Annotated in this window: 19 protein-coding genes and 1 tRNA gene; 6 read left to right on the forward strand and 14 right to left on the reverse strand. The window is 58.8% G+C overall.

The features are described from left to right. Positions 1–6: 6 nt before the first annotated feature. From SIB56_RS13815 to SIB56_RS13825, 3 genes are read right to left on the reverse strand one after another with little or no spacing between them, the layout of a single operon-like run. Entirely contained in the window at positions 7–1,419 is a 1,413-nt protein-coding gene (locus SIB56_RS13815) for a sensor histidine kinase (RefSeq protein WP_413324452.1), read from the reverse strand. Further along, positions 1,416–2,690: a rod shape-determining protein RodA gene (gene rodA / locus SIB56_RS13820; RefSeq protein WP_413324453.1), complete on the reverse strand. Its 1,275-nt coding sequence runs from the start codon at positions 2,688–2,690 to the stop codon at positions 1,416–1,418. Before rodA ends, SIB56_RS13815 begins: the two co-directional genes overlap by 4 nt. Positions 2,691–2,692: 2 nt before the next feature. Next, complete coding sequence (locus SIB56_RS13825; RefSeq protein WP_413324454.1) at positions 2,693–3,769, reverse strand: Mrp/NBP35 family ATP-binding protein; 1,077 nt, start codon at positions 3,767–3,769, stop codon at positions 2,693–2,695. 115 nt (positions 3,770–3,884) lie between these two features. Here SIB56_RS13825 and hemF point away from each other — a divergent pair, with 115 nt between their 5' ends. Then, the gene (hemF, locus tag SIB56_RS13830) at positions 3,885–4,988 is read left to right on the forward strand and encodes an oxygen-dependent coproporphyrinogen oxidase (protein ID WP_413324455.1); all 1,104 of its coding nucleotides are present in this window, start codon (positions 3,885–3,887) and stop codon (positions 4,986–4,988) included. On the opposite strand, the gene SIB56_RS13835 is transcribed toward hemF, so the two are convergent. From SIB56_RS13835 to SIB56_RS13845, 3 genes are all read right to left on the reverse strand, one after another. Next, positions 4,915–5,691: an N-acetylmuramoyl-L-alanine amidase gene (locus tag SIB56_RS13835; RefSeq protein ID WP_413324456.1), complete on the reverse strand. Its 777-nt coding sequence runs from the start codon at positions 5,689–5,691 to the stop codon at positions 4,915–4,917. The genes hemF and SIB56_RS13835 overlap by 74 nt on opposite strands. 68 nt (positions 5,692–5,759) lie before the next feature. After that, positions 5,760–6,314, reverse strand: coding sequence for a cofactor assembly of complex C subunit B (locus SIB56_RS13840; protein ID WP_413324457.1), 555 nt, complete (start codon positions 6,312–6,314; stop codon positions 5,760–5,762). Between the two features lie 28 nt (positions 6,315–6,342). Next, positions 6,343–6,726, reverse strand: a complete 384-nt coding sequence (locus SIB56_RS13845; RefSeq protein WP_413324458.1) for a Pex protein — start codon at positions 6,724–6,726, stop codon at positions 6,343–6,345. 129 nt (positions 6,727–6,855) lie between these two features. Between SIB56_RS13845 and SIB56_RS13850 the strand changes: the two genes are divergently transcribed. Beyond that, positions 6,856–7,500 carry a ribonuclease D gene (locus tag SIB56_RS13850; protein WP_413324459.1) on the forward strand — a complete coding sequence of 215 codons (645 nt, stop codon included), beginning with the start codon at positions 6,856–6,858 and terminating at the stop codon, positions 7,498–7,500. A gap of 6 nt (positions 7,501–7,506) precedes the next feature. Here SIB56_RS13850 and SIB56_RS13855 read toward each other — a convergent pair whose 3' ends face one another. After that, positions 7,507–7,770 carry a hypothetical protein gene (locus SIB56_RS13855; protein ID WP_413324460.1) on the reverse strand — a complete coding sequence of 88 codons (264 nt, stop codon included), beginning with the start codon at positions 7,768–7,770 and terminating at the stop codon, positions 7,507–7,509. Between the two features lie 43 nt (positions 7,771–7,813). Then, positions 7,814–9,070 (reverse strand): lipid-A-disaccharide synthase-related protein, encoded by a 1,257-nt coding sequence (locus SIB56_RS13860; protein WP_413324461.1) that lies wholly within the window; start codon positions 9,068–9,070, stop codon positions 7,814–7,816. 21 nt (positions 9,071–9,091) lie between these two features. Between SIB56_RS13860 and SIB56_RS13865 the strand changes: the two genes are divergently transcribed. Continuing rightward, positions 9,092–9,162, forward strand: a tRNA-Cys gene (locus tag SIB56_RS13865). Positions 9,163–9,188: 26 nt separating this feature from the next. On the opposite strand, the gene SIB56_RS13870 is transcribed toward SIB56_RS13865, so the two are convergent. Beyond that, positions 9,189–9,701 (reverse strand): hypothetical protein, encoded by a 513-nt coding sequence (locus tag SIB56_RS13870; protein WP_413324462.1) that lies wholly within the window; start codon positions 9,699–9,701, stop codon positions 9,189–9,191. A 221-nt stretch (positions 9,702–9,922) separates the two neighbouring features. Between SIB56_RS13870 and SIB56_RS13875 the strand changes: the two genes are divergently transcribed. After that, entirely contained in the window at positions 9,923–10,882 is a 960-nt protein-coding gene (locus SIB56_RS13875) for an aldo/keto reductase (protein WP_413327445.1), read from the forward strand. On the opposite strand, the gene SIB56_RS13880 is transcribed toward SIB56_RS13875, so the two are convergent. Both SIB56_RS13880 and purM read right to left on the reverse strand, forming a co-directional pair. Next, on the reverse strand, positions 10,870–11,487 hold the full coding sequence (locus SIB56_RS13880; protein WP_413324463.1) for a histidine phosphotransferase: 618 nt from the start codon (positions 11,485–11,487) through the stop codon (positions 10,870–10,872). The genes SIB56_RS13875 and SIB56_RS13880 overlap by 13 nt on opposite strands. A gap of 133 nt (positions 11,488–11,620) precedes the next feature. Continuing rightward, on the reverse strand, positions 11,621–12,658 hold the full coding sequence (purM, locus tag SIB56_RS13885; RefSeq protein ID WP_413327448.1) for a phosphoribosylformylglycinamidine cyclo-ligase: 1,038 nt from the start codon (positions 12,656–12,658) through the stop codon (positions 11,621–11,623). Between the two features lie 348 nt (positions 12,659–13,006). Between purM and SIB56_RS13890 the strand changes: the two genes are divergently transcribed. Next, positions 13,007–13,567, forward strand: a complete 561-nt coding sequence (locus tag SIB56_RS13890; RefSeq protein ID WP_413324464.1) for a septal ring lytic transglycosylase RlpA family protein — start codon at positions 13,007–13,009, stop codon at positions 13,565–13,567. 62 nt (positions 13,568–13,629) lie between these two features. Continuing rightward, a complete protein-coding gene (locus SIB56_RS13895; RefSeq protein ID WP_413324465.1) occupies positions 13,630–15,120 on the forward strand; it encodes a bifunctional pantoate--beta-alanine ligase/(d)CMP kinase in 1,491 nt (496 codons plus the stop codon). A gap of 7 nt (positions 15,121–15,127) precedes the next feature. Here SIB56_RS13895 and SIB56_RS13900 read toward each other — a convergent pair whose 3' ends face one another. The 3 genes from SIB56_RS13900 to SIB56_RS13910 form a co-directional block, all read right to left on the reverse strand. Next, positions 15,128–15,622, reverse strand: coding sequence for a low molecular weight protein-tyrosine-phosphatase (locus SIB56_RS13900; protein WP_413324466.1), 495 nt, complete (start codon positions 15,620–15,622; stop codon positions 15,128–15,130). 69 nt (positions 15,623–15,691) lie between these two features. Then, complete coding sequence (locus tag SIB56_RS13905; protein WP_413324467.1) at positions 15,692–17,086, reverse strand: HEAT repeat domain-containing protein; 1,395 nt, start codon at positions 17,084–17,086, stop codon at positions 15,692–15,694. A gap of 77 nt (positions 17,087–17,163) precedes the next feature. After that, entirely contained in the window at positions 17,164–17,751 is a 588-nt protein-coding gene (locus SIB56_RS13910) for a chromophore lyase CpcT/CpeT (RefSeq protein ID WP_413324468.1), read from the reverse strand. Between the last annotated feature and the right edge of the window lie 13 nt (positions 17,752–17,764).

Below are 17,764 nucleotides of genomic sequence, written 5' to 3' on the forward strand. Positions count from 1 at the left end.
CACCAGTCAACAATGATCGGCGATCGGGAAGAAAACTGTCAGTCCCCGGTCCCGGCGTTGGGTGAGTCGCCCACCCAGACGCTCGAGCAGACGACGGGTTGCGGTCTGGCTCAGCTGAAGTCCGCCGGTGCTGGTGTTCCAGCTGAGCACCGGTCCCAGGCGCTCCTGGGAGAGGTTGTCGTGCTCTTCAACGGATTTGGAGAGCTGGTCGGGCGTTCTAGTGAGGATCTGCAGCTTCAGGCGGGCACCCGCCGGTTGCAGAGTCAGTTCAAGGCTGCTTCCTGCAGGCAGGCTGCGGCTGCAGCGATCCATCAGTCCGCCCAGCATGGGCTCCAGTCGACCTGGATCGCTCAGCACCGGTGGGAGGCCATTCTCCAGGTTCAGTTCTAGATCCAGGCCACGGCGTTGAAGCTGTTGCTCCCATCCCGGTGCCAGGAAATTGAGCATTGCACTGAGGTCGGTGCGGGCCAGAGCTGAAGAGCTGTCGGGCTGCCGCTGCAGTTCCGCCGCCTGAAAGATCAGCCCGAAGCGGTCGATCTGCTCACTGCATTCCGTGTCGATCTGATGCAGTCGACTCAGCACCTGCTGCGGCAGGTCGCTGCGGCGCAGCAGCGAGCGGATCAGGGTGCGGATGGTGGCCAGAGGTGTGCGCACCTCATGGGTAATGGCTTCCAGCAGAGACAACTCCGCATCCTCATCAACACGTTCGCTGGCCGTCTCAGGCGGTGGAGGTGGGGATTTGGTTGTCTGTGCCGTCTGCAGCATGACCGTGGGTGCCATCCCCGCCAGTCGTTCCGAAAGAAGGGGCCAGAACCGTGTGGCCAGATCGCTGCTGCTCTGCAACGGACCGAGTTGACGAACCGCCTGCTGGAGTCCGTCGGCCTGTGCCGGCGCATCCAGGCGCAGGCGCTGCTCAACCAGTGTCAGAGCCTGGCCGAGAATATCGGGTTCGCTGCGCATGAGCAGCTGTCGCTGTCCTTCCTCGCCGTGCAGGGCAAGGGCCACCTGAAGCTGACTTGTAATCACGATCAGCAATGGATCGTGACTGTCGGATTCACGCAGAGGCAATCGCTGGAAATGGTCACTGGATGTGGCCGATGGGAAAGGGGTTTCGCGGGCCTTGAGCGGGTCCGGAGGCAGCAGGGTTGAACGCTCGGCTGCGCTCAGCACATCCAGGGCTTCAGGTGCCCAGACCCAGCCCTGAAAGCGCTGGAGCAGATCAGGTGCATATAGAGCCGGCAATGGGGCTGCCAGCCAGATTCCTGCGGCGGTGTTGTCCTGGATCTCAAGCAGATCCTGCAGAACTTCCAATCCCCCCCACCAAAGCCTCCTCGCATTGGCATCGCTGGCCTGGCCTGCGGGGACTCCAGTCGCCATGCAGGCCTGGATTGACTGCAGCAGCGGTGTGGAGTCCTTCAACGGATCAGTGCCCGTCTGGATCGTCTTGCCACCGAAAGGCAGAGCCCAAGAGCAATGAAATTCACCACCATGGCGCTGCGCCCGTAGCTCATGAACGGCAGCGGGATTCCGGTCACTGGGCCAAGACCGATCGTCATGAAGATGTTCACCACGACCTGGAACATCAACATGGTGGCCACACCGATCACCACCAGTGACTCGAAGTCTGTGCGGGCCCGCCCTGCCACCTGAAGCAGTCGACCCATCAGCAATGCGAAGCCAATGACCACGAGGATGGTGCCGATGAATCCCATCTCCTCGCCGAGTGCGCTGAAAATGAAATCGGTGTGCTGTTCAGGAATGAAGCGCAGCTTGGTGAGTTGTCCCTGAAGCAGGCCTGTGCCGAACAGTCCTCCGGAACCGATCCCCACCGTGCTCTGTAGCAGGTGATAGCCCCCTCCCAAGGGGTCTTTGGTGGGATCTAGAAACAGCACCAGTCTGTCGCGTTGATAGTCCTGCAACCCGTTTTCCCAGAGCCAGGGCGTCACCAGCGCTGCGGCGCTCTGCACAGCCATCACCAAGGCCAGAGCCACCTTCTTCCAGGGAAGGGATCGGTAAGCGATTCCCAGAGAGAAAGGAATCCATGCGGCGAGACCCCAGGGGAACAGGCCTGCGAGCAGGGCCGTGATCAGGGGCGAGAGCAGCAGAACCAGCCACTCGAAGGGCATTCCCGACCAGTAGAGCATCGTCAACAGCAGCGCCCCGAACACCAGTGACGTGCCCAGGTCGGGCTGGATGAATACCAGCAGCCAGGGCAGGGAAATCACTCCCAGAGGTCTGAGCAGATCCACAGGGCGTTCGACCGGGTGGCGATCCAGCACGGCTGCCAACAGAAGGATGGCAGCCAACTTGGCGAATTCAGAGGGCTGAACGTGAACCCCCCCGACGCTGATCCAGCGTTGTGCTCCAAGGGCTGTTGTGCCGATCATCCGAACAGCAACAAGACTGATCACGGTGAGTCCGTAGATCGGAATCAGCAGGGGCCTAAGTCGCAACAGCGACAACCGGGCAAGTGATAGTGCAATGCCCACCCCCACACCAGCGGTGATCCAGTGGTGATACCAGTCGGCGTAATCAGCCTGACGCTGAGTGCTGGCGATCAGAATTCCAGCCACGCCGATCATGGCCAGGGGAATTCCCCAGAGGATCCAGTCCACTTCGCGCCCCCGTCGTCGCCGTTTTCTCGACCTTCTGAACAGATCTTGTCCGCTGAGGCCGATTCCGGACATCATGATCAGGCTTCGCTGGTCACCACGGGTGAGAGACGATCAGCCAGTGCCAGAAACGTTTTGGCGCTGGCTGATTCGGGTTTGGACAGGCTGATCGGTCTGCCCTGATCTCCGCCTTCCTGAACAGGCATCTCCATGGGGACCTGGGCCAGCAGGGGGACATCGAAAGCGTCGGCAAGGGTCTGGCCACCACCTGAGCCGAACAGGGCGTATCTCCGGTCGGGCTGGTCCGGGGGAATGAAGGCGCTCATGTTCTCGACAACCCCCAGCACCGGAATGCTCATCTGACGGAACATGGCCAGCCCGCGCCGTGCATCCTGAAGTGCCACCTGCTGGGGGGTGGTCACGATTACAACGCCCGACATGGGGACGGCCTGAGCCAGGGACAGCTGAGCATCGCCGGTTCCCGGTGGCAGATCTACCACCAGCACATCACGCTCTCCCCAGTTCACCTGATAAAGAAACTGACGAATGATCCCGTTGAGCATCGGTCCGCGCCAGATCACCGGTTGGTTCTCCTCTATCAGAAGACCCATGGAGACCATGGCAACGCCGCAGGTCTCGATCGGCTGCATGCACTGGTTGTCCCCGCTGCCGCTCACTTCTGGCGTGCGGTCAGCCACGCCGAGCATGGTCGGGGCGTTGGGGCCGTAGATGTCTGCGTCGAGAAGACCCACCCTCATTCCACGCACCGCTAGAGAACAGGCCAGGTTCACGGCAACAGTGCTTTTCCCGACACCGCCCTTGCCGCTGCTGACAGCGATCACATGGCGAACTCCCGGTATCGACTGGCGTTCGGCGACCTGTCCATGACCTGCCTGGCCGATGCCACCCTGCGATGGTGGTTGTCCCAGTTCGATCTGGACATCATCAATGCCCTCCAGCTGCAGAAGTCGCTGCCTTGCCCCACTGACGATCTGGTCGCGCTGATTCTGAGCGAATCCCGGCAGGTTCAACCGGATCACTGCCCGGGGTGGTGCCACGCGCACCTGATCAAGCCAACCCAGATCCAAAAGGGAACGGTCACTGCCGGCATCGCGGAGGTCGCTGAGCGCCTGAGTGGCCTGTTCCGCGGTGGTCATGCGTCACCTTCGTTGGCTGGATCCTAGGGGCGCTTTTCCATGACAGTCCTTCACACGGACTTGTCGGAGGCGGCGCTGGGCTGAAATGGTCGGGAGTTCCACAACACTGTTGACCATGGTCCGTTCCCTGCTTAAGCGTCTGAAGGGCCGGATGCTCGGGACAGTGCTCTCGCCGCCTGAGTCGGCTGTCTCCGGAGAGCGTCCACCTGCTGAGTCGCGCGAGCGCGCCCGTGCTCTGGTGATGGGTCTCCAGGATGAGATCTGCTCAGGCCTGGAAAAGATTGATGGTGTGGGGCGGTTTCAGGAGGAGAGCTGGGATCGACCTGAAGGAGGCGGTGGTCGTTCCCGGGTGATGCGTGAAGGGCGCATCTTCGAGCAGGGAGGTGTGAACTTCTCGGAGGTGCACGGCCAGGAACTGCCGCCCTCAATTCTCAAACAGCGGCCGGAGGCCAAGGGGCATCCATGGTTTGCCACCGGAACCTCGATGGTTCTGCATCCCAGAAATCCATTTGTGCCGACAGTGCATCTCAACTACCGCTACTTCGAGGCGGGACCGGTCTGGTGGTTCGGTGGTGGTGCTGACCTCACGCCCTTCTATCCCTTTCTTGAGGATGCCCGTCATTTCCATCGAACCCACAAGCAGGCCTGTGATTCGGTCGATGAGCGTCTCTATCAGGTGTACAAACCCTGGTGCGATGAATACTTCTTTCTGAAACATCGCCAGGAGACGAGAGGGATCGGCGGCATCTTTTATGACTATCAGGATGGCTCTGGGTCTCTTTACCGCGGCCAGGATCCCGAAGGGCCTGCAGCTCAAAAAGCTGCCGAGATCGGTTCAGTCCAGCTTTCCTGGGAGCAGCTTCATGACCTGGCACGGGCCAACGGTCAGGCATTCCTTCCTGCCTACACACCGATCGTCGAGAAGCGCAACGGTCTCGCCTACGGCGACCGTGAACGTCAGTTCCAGCTGTATCGACGGGGCCGATACGTCGAATTCAACCTTGTCTGGGACCGGGGAACCATCTTTGGCCTCCAGACCAATGGCCGCACTGAATCGATTCTGATGTCTCTGCCGCCTCTGGCTCGCTGGGAATACGGCTACCAGGCACAGGAGGGGTCCCGCGAAGCTCTGCTCACCGACCTGTTCACCCGTCCTCAGCACTGGTTTGACGATCCCTCCCTTGAGGAGCGCTGTCGTCCGCATCAGGCGGTGAACTGAGCAAACGACTGGCTGGTGCTTTCGCCATGCCCAGCTCCATGGCGGTCACTATCCGAAGAGCCAGCGCCGAGACAACCGCATTGCGGCTTCTCGGATCACGCAGCTTCTGTTCCAGCTGCCCCTCCAGCTTGCCGATTTCCAGAATGCTGATGCCTCGTCGTGGAGCGCCCAGCCCGCCCCTGAAGTTCAGGGGATAGCGCCCGAAATTCAAGGCCAGGCTCTCATCAATCCTCGTTGCTGGACTGCGCAGGTTGGGGATCAGCCCTGATCCGAAGCCGTGTCTGCCATAAGCATCAAAATGAATCTCAAGGGCGTAGCCACCTGCATCGTGATGGCGGCGCCCCTCCGACCAGTTTGTGCGTGGATCATCCTCATCGGAAATCGTGAGTTGATCCGGTTCGTAGGAACGAATCTGCAGTCCGCGTTGCTGGCCGGTCCTCGCCACCGCGTCGCGGATGCGTCGATTCCAGAACAGCTCATCACGCATGCGTGGATCCATGGGTCGGGCTCCTCCACGGTCAACGGCTGCGCCGGATGTCCCTGCCCCCTCCATGCCCTGTGAGTCGGCATGTCCTGCGAGAACAAGGATCTCCAGATTGTCCGGGGTTGTTTTTCTGCCTTTCCAGTCCACTGGCGCGGCAACTCTGACCCCGGTCAGGGGGTCTGCTTCCTGCGGGACAGGTGCCTTTGCGGAGGTTGCCATCACACCCGACACGATCAGCCCTGCGGCGAGAACGGCGGTTGACAGGCCTAGTCGTTTTCGAAGAGCGTTCAGATCGGTGATGACAGCAATGCTCCGTCGCTCGCCAGTTCCAGCGGATCGGCAAGGGCGAGCTCGAGGGCGATCAGCTCATCGCGGTGGGCCCTCAGACGAAGTGTGCTGCCATTGCCTGCGTCCGGTTCGATCAGTCGGATCTGAATCTCCTCAACGCGTTTGGAGCGACGGATGTAAATCCAGCCGGCCAGCGGACCCAGGGCTGCGAGCAGCAGAGGCCACCAGTTCAGGGACGGGTTCATCTGGCGCACAACCAGTCCCAGGCTGCAGGCTCCAACGGTTCCAAGCAGAGAGAGCAGAACCGCCAGGGGGGTGCTGCTGTCCACCTGGCCCCTGTACTCCAGCAGGCAGCGCTCGGCGTCCCCACCCTGCTGGCTCCACCCCCGCTGCTTCAACCAGCTGTCGAGCCCATTCAGCACTTCGACAGGAGGCCGCGGCGATCGAACCTCCACAACAGTGGTTCGGTCCTTGCTGGCGGCACGCAGAAAGAAGAACAGGCCGACCCCCAGTAATCCAGTGAGCAGAAGGGTGGACGTCTGGGGGGATGGCATCCGCTGCCGCCTGAACAGTGAGTCTGTTCTAGGTGGTCAGTGGATCATGTTCATGCAGCCAGCGGCCCCAGGGTTCCATCAGTCGTTCGGCCTGCCCCCTGGCGTCCTGGTGAAGATGCAGCATGCGGCGTGGGCGCCCTCTGCTGGGGCAGCGCTTGGTGTAGCAGTCCAGCATTTCCTGCTGCTCGAGGAAGTCGACGGCCTGATGCAGCACCGTTTCGGACAGTCGCAGCTTGGGATGGTCACTCTGAAGGCGCTGAAGCAGTCCTGAGGGATAGCTGTCGTTCTTCAGCAGGCAGTCGAGAACCCAGCAGACCGCCAGTTCGAGATCAAGGAAAAGCGGGGGTGGCTGCCGGAAATAGTGTTCGATGTCAGCCAGGCAGGAGCGCGTTGGTTTGCGTTGAGTGAGCATGGAATCAAGCTGTCTCGATTTTGTCTAACCCGGTCTCGTTCTGATTTTCAAGCGCCCAGTTAAAACTCGCTGAATCACCTGCTGAGGCCAGAGTGGGAGCGTTGTTCTGCAACTTCTTGCGTTCTTGTCATGGCTGAGATTCCAAGTGAGCCCTGCGCCTTCGCAGTCTTTGACGGAGATCTGGATCAGGACTGGTACGACCGCTACGCGCAGGCGAAGGCTCTTGCTGTCGACACCGAGGCCATGGGTCTGATCCATGGCCGTGACCGACTCTGTCTTGTACAGATCTGCGACGAGAGGGACCAGGTTGCCTGCGTTCGCATTGGTCTCGGGCAGACGGAGGCCCCTCGTCTCAGGGCTCTGATGGAATCTACGGAGATTGAGAAGGTGTTTCACTTCGCCAGGTTTGATGTGGCGGCGCTGGCCTCCGGGCTTTCGATTCAGGTCAATCCTGTGTTCTGCACCAAGGTCGGAAGTCGGCTGGCGCGCACTTACACCCCTCGGCATGGCCTCAAGGATCTGGTCATGGAACTGGTGGGTGTTGAGCTGGATAAGCAGGCCCAGAGCAGTGATTGGGGAAGGGTTGATGAGTTGACTGACACTCAGCTGGCCTATGCGGCCAATGATGTCCGTTTTCTGCTTCCCGCACGTCGCCAGCTGGAGGTGATGCTGCGGCGCGAGGGACGCTGGGAGTTGGCGCAGCGATGCTTCGCCTGCATTGCTGTGATCTCAGATCTGGATCGTTTCCGCTTCGTCAATACCTTCGAGCACTGATCTGATTCAGTCCTCAAGCATGAAGTGCTCGTCCTTGGGGTCAGCTTCCAGCAGCGTATCCAGGTTTTTGCAGGCAGATCGCTGGCCCTGTTGTGTTCTGGCTGCTTCCAGAAGGCTTGTGGCCACGGCCTTTCGACTCTCAACATCCCGAGCACCGCCCTGGGCCGCCTGCTGGTCGACCCGCCTGCGAGCGGAGGCCTGGCTGATGCTGAGCACACTGGCCAGTTCCGCGCAAAGCCTCAGATAGTCACGGTCCTGGATGGCGGCCATGGCGGTGGGAAGGAAATCCTTCGTTCTGAAGAGAAACCCAGTATCAGCGTTCAGGTGCGAGCTGGCTGATCACCGCGCGGGCAATGGCTTCACTGCCGCCGGCAGGGCCCATGCGCTGACGCCCCATACGCCCCATCTCCTGTCGCAGCAAAGGGTCATTCAGAAGTTGGGCGAGGCGTCGACCCAGCGCCTGCTCTGATTCACAGGTGCGCACGGCGCCACCCAGCAGCCGGCTCTGGCGTTGGGCGAATCCGCGAGTGAACTGCGGGCCTCGACCCGGCAGTGACAGGGCTGGAATCCCAAGCCCCACCATCTGTTCCGTGGCGGTTCCGGCAGTGGCGACTCCCGCTTCGGCCCAGGACACCCATTGCTGGAATCGGCCGGGTCCGATCAGCAGCATCACTGGCCCTCGGACCCAGCACTCCGCAGCTTCAAGGGCAGTGCTCGGAGCTGGGCAGCTGCGGAATCCCAGGCCACATAGCAGTTCATCCAGCTCGTTCCTATGAGGACTGGAGCCAAGGGCTGCCAGCACAGCCAGCGGCACGGGGCTTGGCATCTGCATCAGGCCCTGGATCAGGCGGCGAAAATTGTTCAGCGCCTCCGGCATCCGGCTGCCGCAGAGCAGCAGAATCCGCCGGCAGCGCTCAAGGCTGGCTGGAGGTGTAGACAGCCGAAGACCGTCCATCATCGGGTTGCCCGGACTGGTCGCCTTGACTCCGTGGCGACGAAGCCCCCTCGCGGTGAGACGGTCACGCATCGCAATCAGGCGGCATGACCGCCCCTTCATCAGATGCCACTCCCAGGGATCCCATTCACTGCCCTTCAGGGCGTGGTAACGATCGCTGAAGGCCTGCCCGGGGCCGCTGGTCCAGGTGTAATCACTCTTCGGAGTGCCGATGAATCCGAACCTCCTGCGCGTGCTCCATGCCATCAGCAATGGCAGCAGATCTCCCACCGCCAGAATCCCGGCACTGGTTCGACCCTCCTTCCGAAGGCAGACCCATTGCCTCCAGGTGAGTAAAGGCAAGCCAGCCATGAGATCGGAGAGAAGCGCTCCCATGCTCTGATTGCTGAATCCGCCGCTGGGAAGCCCGGCGCCAGGACCGATTTTCTGAACCCATCCTCGTTCCACAGCGGCCTCAAAGCAGCTGCCCTGACCCACGAGGGGCAGCACCTTCAGCGTCCAGGCCGGTTGCAGTCGATGCAGCGCCTCGATGATTTTCAGCGCGATCAGATCCTCACCGTGGCCGTTGCTGATCACCAGCAGAGCCGGGGCGGTCTCGCTGATACGATCCGCCATTGGAGCGGTTCGGCTCCGAGCGGCGGCATGGCCAAGTGGTAAGGCAGAGGATTGCAAATCCTTTATCCCCAGTTCGAATCTGGGTGCCGCCTTTGTATTCATCACCTGGCCCAGGTCGTCAGAGTTCTGCTTCTGCACTGATCTGTCCTCCTCCTGGAACTTCGGCACGGCAGGTCATGCGTCCAGCCTGAACGCTGCAGTTTCCCTGTCTCACGGCCCAGGCATTCGGCACACCTTCAGCAAGCCCATCAACGTCGTAGTTCGTTTCGGACACACCGTTGATCTTGCCTTCCCAGTCGCCAGTCCTCAGCTGGCATATGCCCAGATTGCAGCTCAGGAGGGGAGGAGTTGACAATGTCGACACAACGAAGGTGAGTCTCTGACTGGAACCGGGCCGCTCTCCATCACCAATGAAGCGCAGGCTGAGGATCGTGGCTGTCCTGCCATCGATCTGAATCAGTTTGCAGTCACGCCGTTTGCCTGTCATTGGCGTGAAGCGACAGTTGCGGCTGATGGTCTGATGTCGACCCGTGAAGGCTTCAATCGCGGCATGCACTGGCAGTGCGATGACCATCCCAGCGATCAGAACCGATGCGATCGCACCCTCGCGAACAATTGATGGAAAGCACATCGCATCAATAGTCGCTGTCGGCCACGCACATGCCGATGCAGCTGATTCCGTTTCTGGCGGTACGACCACAGTGGTTGCAGAGCACCCGATCCTCTCCGGAGGGGCTCGCTGAATCCCGCGCCCCGGCCTCCTCTCCCCGATTGGGAGCTGTCTCGGCAACGGGTAGCAACATCGCGAGGACCGCACTGAAGCGATCATGGCGTGCAGCGATCCTCGGCGTTGTGACAGGAATCGGATTCGGCACGTGGGCCTGGGGCAACCAGCTGCTCTGGGGCTATCGCCCAGAGAGAGACGATCCAGAGCTGAAGGCGACATTCGCTGCCGCCGTTGGTGCAGGGCTCCAGCTTGTTGACACGGCCGACTCTTACGGCACAGGTCGCCTGAACGGCAGGAGTGAAGAGCTCCTGGGCCAGTGTCTCGAAGCACTGGACCCGCTTTCACGTGCCAACCTTGTCGTGGCCACCAAGTTGGCGCCCTTCCCCTGGCGGCTTGGCCGTCGCGGACTGCTCAAAGCGTTTCACGCCAGTCGGCAGCGGCTGAACGGCCAGCTCGATCGGGTCCAGCTGCACTGGAGCACAGCCCGTTATGCCCCTTGGCAGGAGCGTCCGCTGCTCGACGGCCTCGCTGATCTTGTGGAACAGGGTGAAGTCCGCGAGCTCGGTGTCTCCAACATCGGTCCCCAGCGCCTGCGGTTTCTGCACGATCATCTGGCAAGCCGAGGTGTGCGGCTGGTCAGCGTGCAGGTCCAGTTCTCACTGCTGGCCCCAGGACCGCTTGAGGCTGGAGGCATCCTTGACGCCTGCAGAAGTCTCGGTGTTGATGTGCTGGCCTACAGCCCACTTGCATTGGGAGTGCTGGCGCGCCGCCCTGACTGGACTCCAGGTGACACCACGCTGTTGCGCTCGGGTCTCTTTCGTCGACTCCTGCCTGGATCACGTCCATTGCGTCAGGCGATGGCTGAGATGGCCCAGGATCGAGGGGTGAGTCAGGTCCAGGTGGCCTTGAACTGGTGTCGGGCTCATGGAACATGTCCGATCCCCGGCTTCCGCAGACCGGCCCAGGTTGAGGATGCTCGTCAGGCACTCACCTGGATGCTTTCCGAACAAGAGTGTCTTCAGCTCGACAGGCTCAGTCTGGAGTGTCCGGTTCGCATGCCGGACAATCCTTTTCAGAGCGCCTGATCACTGGGTTCCGGATCTGGGCTGACGACCACAGGCAGCGATGATGCCTGTGGTGGCAGGGTTACAACCTTGAGCGGCGGTTTGGATTTGGCCGCAGGTTCTTCCGTCGACTGCTCGCAGGCTGAAAGGGCTTCCTGAAGCAGAGAATCAAAGGTTGCTCCGGGCAGACGGTGCCGTGCGATCTCCAGAAATGTGCGCGGTAGAGATTCTCCAGCTGCACGGCGGATGGCGGGATTGTCGCGGCGCTGCTGCTGCTCATCCTCAATCGCCCTCAGGAAGCGATGGGTGACATCACGCTTCGTGCAGGCTTTGATCAGCGTGTCTCTGTCACCCTGCACCTGCTCCAGTTCGCTGATGCGTCTCTCAAGGCTGAGCAGAACCTCCCCGGCTTCCTTGCTGATATTGGCCAGTTGACCGTCAGAGAGAAAGGGCATATCAGCTACGAAGACCTTGCCGTGGTCCTTCAGTGCGAGAAATGTCGGTCTGGCTCCGCCCTGTCGGTGGATTCCGTTTTTCTCATACCCGGCGCCAACTGGACGCCTCGGCGGGGTGGGACCTGCCGATGAGCGGCGTCGGGTTGTGCGCTGAGGCCTATCAAATGGCATGTCTTACTGGGGCGTATGTCGCGACGCATTGATCGATTTTTGATCGATCTGTCTGTTCGGAGAATAACGGGACTCCATGGCCACAGTGCGCTTCGGCGTTCAGCTGTTGGAGATTGTTGGACGCGGGCTTTGATCAGGCCGGAAGTCCAAGCACTGGCGTGTTGCTCTGGTCAGTCGCAGCGAGAACTTCCCCGATCTGCCATGCGCGGAATCCCTGCTTTTCACAGAGGCTGAGGGCCGATCTGACGGCTGGCTCAGGAAGCACCAGGCAGTAGCCGATTCCGAGATTGAAGGTGTGCCAGAGATCCCGCTCTTTGATTCCGCCGTGGGACTGAAGCCAGGTGAACAGATCTGGACGTGGCCAGCTGTTCCCATCCACCCTGGCGATCGTGCCCTCCGGCAGGCAGCGAGGCAGGTTCTCGGGAATCCCTCCACCCGTGATGTGAGCCATCGCATGAATCGGAGTGTCTGATGCGAGCAATCGCTTCACGAGTTCTGCATACAGATGGGTTGGCTGCAGAAGTGCCTCGATCAGAGGCTGATCATCCGAGCCAAATCGTGTTTCAGCGGAAGCTCCATTCGCCTCGAGGATTTTGCGCACCAGACTGAAGCCATTGCTGTGCACGCCGCTGCTGCTGATTCCCAGGATGCGATCGCCGACCTGAACCAGGCTGCCGTCGATAACGGCGTCCTCGTCAACGACAGCGACGCAGAAACCTGCCAGGTCGTAGCGGCCAGGAGGGTAGAAACCTGGCATCTCAGCGGTTTCCCCCCCAAGCAGCGCGCAGCCGCTCTGCCGGCAGCCATCGGCAATGCCTTCAACAACTGTGGCCATCGCATCGGGGCTCAGGGCTCCAGTGGCCATGTAATCAAGAAAAAACAGAGGTTCAGCGCCGCTGGTGATCACGTCGTTGACGCACATGGCGACCAGATCAATTCCAACGTTGTGATGGCTGTGATGCTCCTGGGCGAGCTCCAGCTTGGTGCCGACCCCGTCGGTTCCTGAAACCAGCAGTGGACGTTTGAGCCCCTGAGGCAGTCGGATCATGCCTCCGAAGCCACCCAGGCCACCGACCACCTCAGGGCGATGCGTGGCTTCCACGCCGGATTTGATCCTCTGCACGAAAGCCCGACCGGCTTCCACGTCCACACCGGCGGCTCGGTAGTCCATCAGCTGCAGTAGTTCTGCCCTGATCCTCTCCCCTCGCGAGCAGACCCTCAGACCTTGCGGTTGTGCCGCAGCATTCACCGACCCCGCCGTGATCAGCGGGGCTTGTGGCCGGAATTAGCTGAGCTGATCGATGGTCTTGATGGGCGGAGCCTTCGCAGCCCAGTCACGACACTCTTTCGTGGCAGCTTTCCAGCCACAGACTTGTGCTTCTGCGTTCTCAACAGCCTTTCCGGAAGCGGACGGGGATTTTTACGTTCGCGTGAACTTCGAGTGTTCTGGTCCCAGCGGATCCTTTCTTAGTGCGGTTCAGTCAAAAGCTGTTCTCTCTCCGCTGTCTGACCCAACGTTATGGCTCGCTTTTCACCTGCCATTGCAGCGGTAGCCGGGTTCTCGCTGACAGGTCTGGCTCTCTACCCGGTTCTTGCCAGAGATCTCGATGGTTTTGAGATCACAGATCCCCTTGATCTGGTGCTGCCCATGGAGCCGGTTGCTGCCGTTGAAAGCAGCGAAAACGGCAGGGTTACACCGGATGCTCCGGTCACAGCCATCACCGAGCCTGCGTCTTTTGCGCCACCTGCACCGCCTCAACCGCTCAAGCCTGCTGGACCGGTTGTCATCTCAACGCATTCGGGTGAAGCGAGTTGGTACGGGCCAGGCCTTTACGGCAATCGAACCGCCAACGGTGAGGTGTTCAGACCGGGCACGATGACAGCCGCTCACCGCACTTTGCCCTTCGGGACAAAGGTTCGTGTGACCAATCTCTGGAACGGTCGCAGAGCCGTTGTTCGTATCAATGACCGTGGCCCATTCGCAGGGGACAGGGTGATTGATCTGGCTCATGGTGCTGCGCGTGAACTGGGGTTGATGAGCAGTGGCATCGCAGAAGTCCGCCTTGAGGTGCTTCGCTGAGTCTTCGCATCCTTCGAACTCGATCTGATCTCCTTGCCTGGTCTGCATCGCAGCCCGGTCCAGTGGATTTCGTTCCCACGATGGGCGGTCTGCACGAGGGGCACGCTCGTCTGATCAGCAGGGCGGTTGCCGGATGCGCTGAGCAAGGTTCAGTGCTTGTGAGTGTCTATATCAATCCTCTGCAGTTCGGTGAGGGGGAGGATTTTGATTGTTATCCCCGTTCATTGGAAGCTGACTGTCTTCTGGCTCAGCGGTCGGGTGCAGCAGCACTCTGGTGTCCTGATGACCATCAGATCTATCCGGAGGGGGTCGCTTCGGGATGGAGGCTTCAGGCACCATCAACATTGCAGTCGGGGTTGTGTGGTCCCTCGCGACCAGGCCATTTCGATGGAGTTTGCACCGTTGTCAGTCGCCTGTTGGCGCTGGTTCAGCCAAGGCAGCTCTGGCTCGGCGAAAAAGACTGGCAGCAACTCGTCATTCTGAGGCGGTTGGTGACAGACCTTGGCCTGCCGGTGCGGGTGAGGGGATTTGCAACCGTGCGTGAGCCGGACGGATTGGCTGCCAGTTCACGCAACCGTTATCTGATCTCGTCGGAGCGTTGCAGTGCGTCCTCAATCCAAGTCGCTCTGCGTGGTGCAGCAACAGAGCTTCAGTGCGGCCGGTCTGGTCAAAATGATGTTCTCAAGAGCCTCAGCAATCAGCTCGAAAATGCCGGACTGGAGGTGGAGTATGTAGAGGTTGTGGATCCATCAACACTGCAGCCTCCAGCCTCAGAGCAGTCTCTGCGACTGCTTGCGATTGCTGTGCGCTGTGGCTCAACCCGCCTGATCGATCACATCTTCGTCATGACCCGTTCTCCCATCGTTGCCATCGACGGTCCTGCCGGTGCCGGTAAGAGCACGGTCACCAGGGCCTTCGCTGAACGCATGGGACTGCTCTACCTCGACACCGGTGCCATGTACCGGGCAGTGACCCTGTGGGTTCAGGAGCATGCAGCAGATCCAGCCAGTGCCGAGGCGGTTGAGACGCTTCTCGACGGACTGGAGGTCGATCTCTCGCCGCTGCGAAATGGGGTGCAGACCGTTTGCATCAATGGCAGGGATGTCACCGAAGCCATCCGCGATCCCCGAGTCACCGGTTCGGTGTCAAAGGTCGCTGCTCATGCCTGTGTGAGAGCACTGCTGACCCGCCAACAACAGCGACTGGGCGAGCAGGGTGGACTGGTCGCAGAAGGCCGCGACATCGGAACGGCTGTGTTCCCTGATGCGGAACTCAAGGTGTTCCTGACAGCGACTCCCGCGGAGCGGGCCCGGCGACGGGCCCGCGATCTGCAATCTCGGGGACATTCCGTGCCTTCACTCAGCGAACTCGAAAACCAGATTGTTGAACGAGACAGGCTGGACAGCACCAGGGCGATTGCACCTCTGGTGCAGGCGGAGGATGCCATGGAGCTGATCACTGATGGGAAGAGCATCGAGGCTGTGATTGATGCTCTTGAAGATCTGTTCCGTGAGCGTGTGGCTGAAGAGGTCTGGCCGATTCCTGAACGCTGATCGAATCTCAGTTTTCGCCGCTGGACTTGCGGTCACTGTCGGTCAATTCATCGAGCAATGCCTCACAGGCATCCTCGAGCAGATCAAGCACGTGATCGAAGCCGGCATCCCCGCCGTAATAAGGATCCGGAACTTCGCTTTCGTTGTGGTGTCTGCCGTAGCTGAGCATTGGTTTGATCTGGGCCGTGGCCTTTTTGCCTGCTTCGCGGGCCAGGCCGGCAACGGTCTCAAGATTGTCATCGTCCATGGTGAGCACCATGTCGAACTCTTCCAGGTCATCGAGTTCGATCTGGCGTGCCCGGCTAGGTAGATGAATCCCTCGGCGCTGGGCAGCGGCAGTCATCCGACGGTCAGCAGGATGTCCCACGTGCCAGTTGCCGGTGCCTGCCGAGTCAACAATGAACTGATCGTTCAGTCCTCGTTGATTGAGAAGATGCAGAAACACACCTTCGGCGGCAGGTGAACGGCAGATGTTGCCAAGGCAAACGAACAAGAGTTTCATTGATCCTGGAGTCTGGAATCGAAGAGTTTGGTGGTGCGAAATGGTGGGAAGTCAGTGAACAAAAGGTTCTTAAAAGCAATTGGTTTCGTTAGTTCTGGATAAGGCGATATCGATACGACTTGAGATGACTGGATCCGATTCTTTTGGTTTTATTTGAAGTAAAAGAGCTTGGGCTTTGCTGTTACCGATTCCTTCCAGGGCGATACAAGCGCTGTAGCGCAGTCCCCAGTCATCCGGATATTGCAAAGTCCAGCTTAATTTATCCACCGCGATGGAAAATGGTTGGCAATCGAATTGCTGGTTCCAGTCAATCTCTCCCAGTGCGCAGGCGGCAATACGTCGTATGTTGCCCTGGCAATGGTTGCCGATTTCGACTCCAATTGCATCAACCAATGCAGAGACATAGGCAATGTCTCTGAGTTCGGACATGGCTTTGATTAGTCCCATGCGGATGTCTTGGTCTGGCTCTGAAAAATATAAATCAGGTAATTTGGCTCTAACACTCTCTGAACTTCCAGTGAGCTCTTGTATGCCTTCTTCGCGGTCTGACAATGACGGCGATTTGAGCTTTGAGAATGCAGTTGAGAGAATCTCTTCCTTGGAGACGATTTGACTGTCTGGCTTGGGTGATATCTGCGTACTTTGCTCAATCAGTAAATTACCTGCAAAGTTCTCTCTTGCCAATTCATCAAGCGTTTTGAAAAGAGAATGGAGTGAATCTTTATCCTCAGAATTATTGAAGCTATCCTCGCCGTCTGATTGCTTGAGTGACTCGGAAAGGATTGCTTTGATGGCGTGCATTTTGATGTTATTTGGAATTTTTGCCGACAGGATTGGCTCGGTTGCCTCAATGGTTCCAATGCGCGCAAGATCAAAAGCGGCTGATTGTCTTACGAAGCGGTTGTTATTGTTGAGGAGTGAAGTAATTTTTTCGAGATATTTTTGCTCGCCTGTGAGGATGAAAAAGTATGACGCGGCTGAGCTGGCAATTCTTTCAGAATCTGATTCCAGGAAAGGTTTGATTTGTTCTGCAACCTCCCAAATATGATGATGAGTCAGGGCTTCTATAAGGGCTTCGATGGGCTTGTTCTGAATATCTTCATTGAGGTAGACAATGAGTGAACGCGCGCATTGATCACTGTCAAGTTCGATCAATGCTCTCAGCGTTGCTTCGTGTAGTTGAACATCGTTGGTCTTGAGTGTTTCAAGGAGCGCATCTACGCAACTTTTGTCTTTGATCATTCCCAGCGAGCGTGCCGCTTGTCTTCTTAATGGATATCCACCGGAAGAGGTCACCTCTCTTTCATCCTGCAGGCACTCAATCAGCTTGGCGACTGCTTCGACAGCTCTGTGTTTACCCAGCCACCAAGCGCTGTGGTATCGAATACCTGCGTCGTCGTGATCAAGAGCTTCAATCGCTGATTGTGTTGAATTGATTGGGATCAAGTTTTGATTGTTCAGCATCGGATCATCAGAACCAGCTTAAGGGTGGCTTTTCAGACCTGTGCGTCTCCGAGACGCCTGCATCCTGACGATGTTTTTCAAGAGGATCCATTCCATTTTGCCTCCCAGGATTCAGATTTTTTGAATCGAAATTCTCCTGCAATCGAGCCCCAGCATCGCTCACTGGTTACAGGATCCAGGCCGCGATCAAGAGTTAAGAGTGTTTCTCCATTCAGGTGAAACGAGCTGACAAGAACCGTTTCTTTTCCGTTCCGATTCACGATGCATTGGGAGCCAGGCTCAATTGCTCCGTAATAACCATCCTCTTTTTCCATGACTTGATAATGACAATTATCCATTGGGATCAGATCAGTCTCTCTGATTTGCTTTCGTAGGTTCAGTTCAGAGGTTGCTTTGCTGTATCGCGTTGGTTCACGAACAAGATGGTTCCAGAGTTTGATGACTCCATTTTCGATTTCTTCCGCTCGAATTATTCGCAGTCTGTATGGATGTTCAGGGTCAACAGCATAGGTTTGTTCAAGCAGAATCGACCCTGGCTGGAGATGTTCTATTGGTTTATATCTCAGAAAAATATGAGCAAATAACGGAGGGTTGTCTAGGGCCTGCTGTTGATTGCTGTACTCCCCGCAGAGCAGGTCCAGAAATCGTTGCAGAGAAGGTTTCATTGGAAGACTATAA

The sequence above is a fragment of the Synechococcus sp. MIT S9503 genome, assembly GCF_047304175.1.
Lineage (GTDB): Bacteria > Cyanobacteriota > Cyanobacteriia > PCC-6307 > Cyanobiaceae > Synechococcus_C.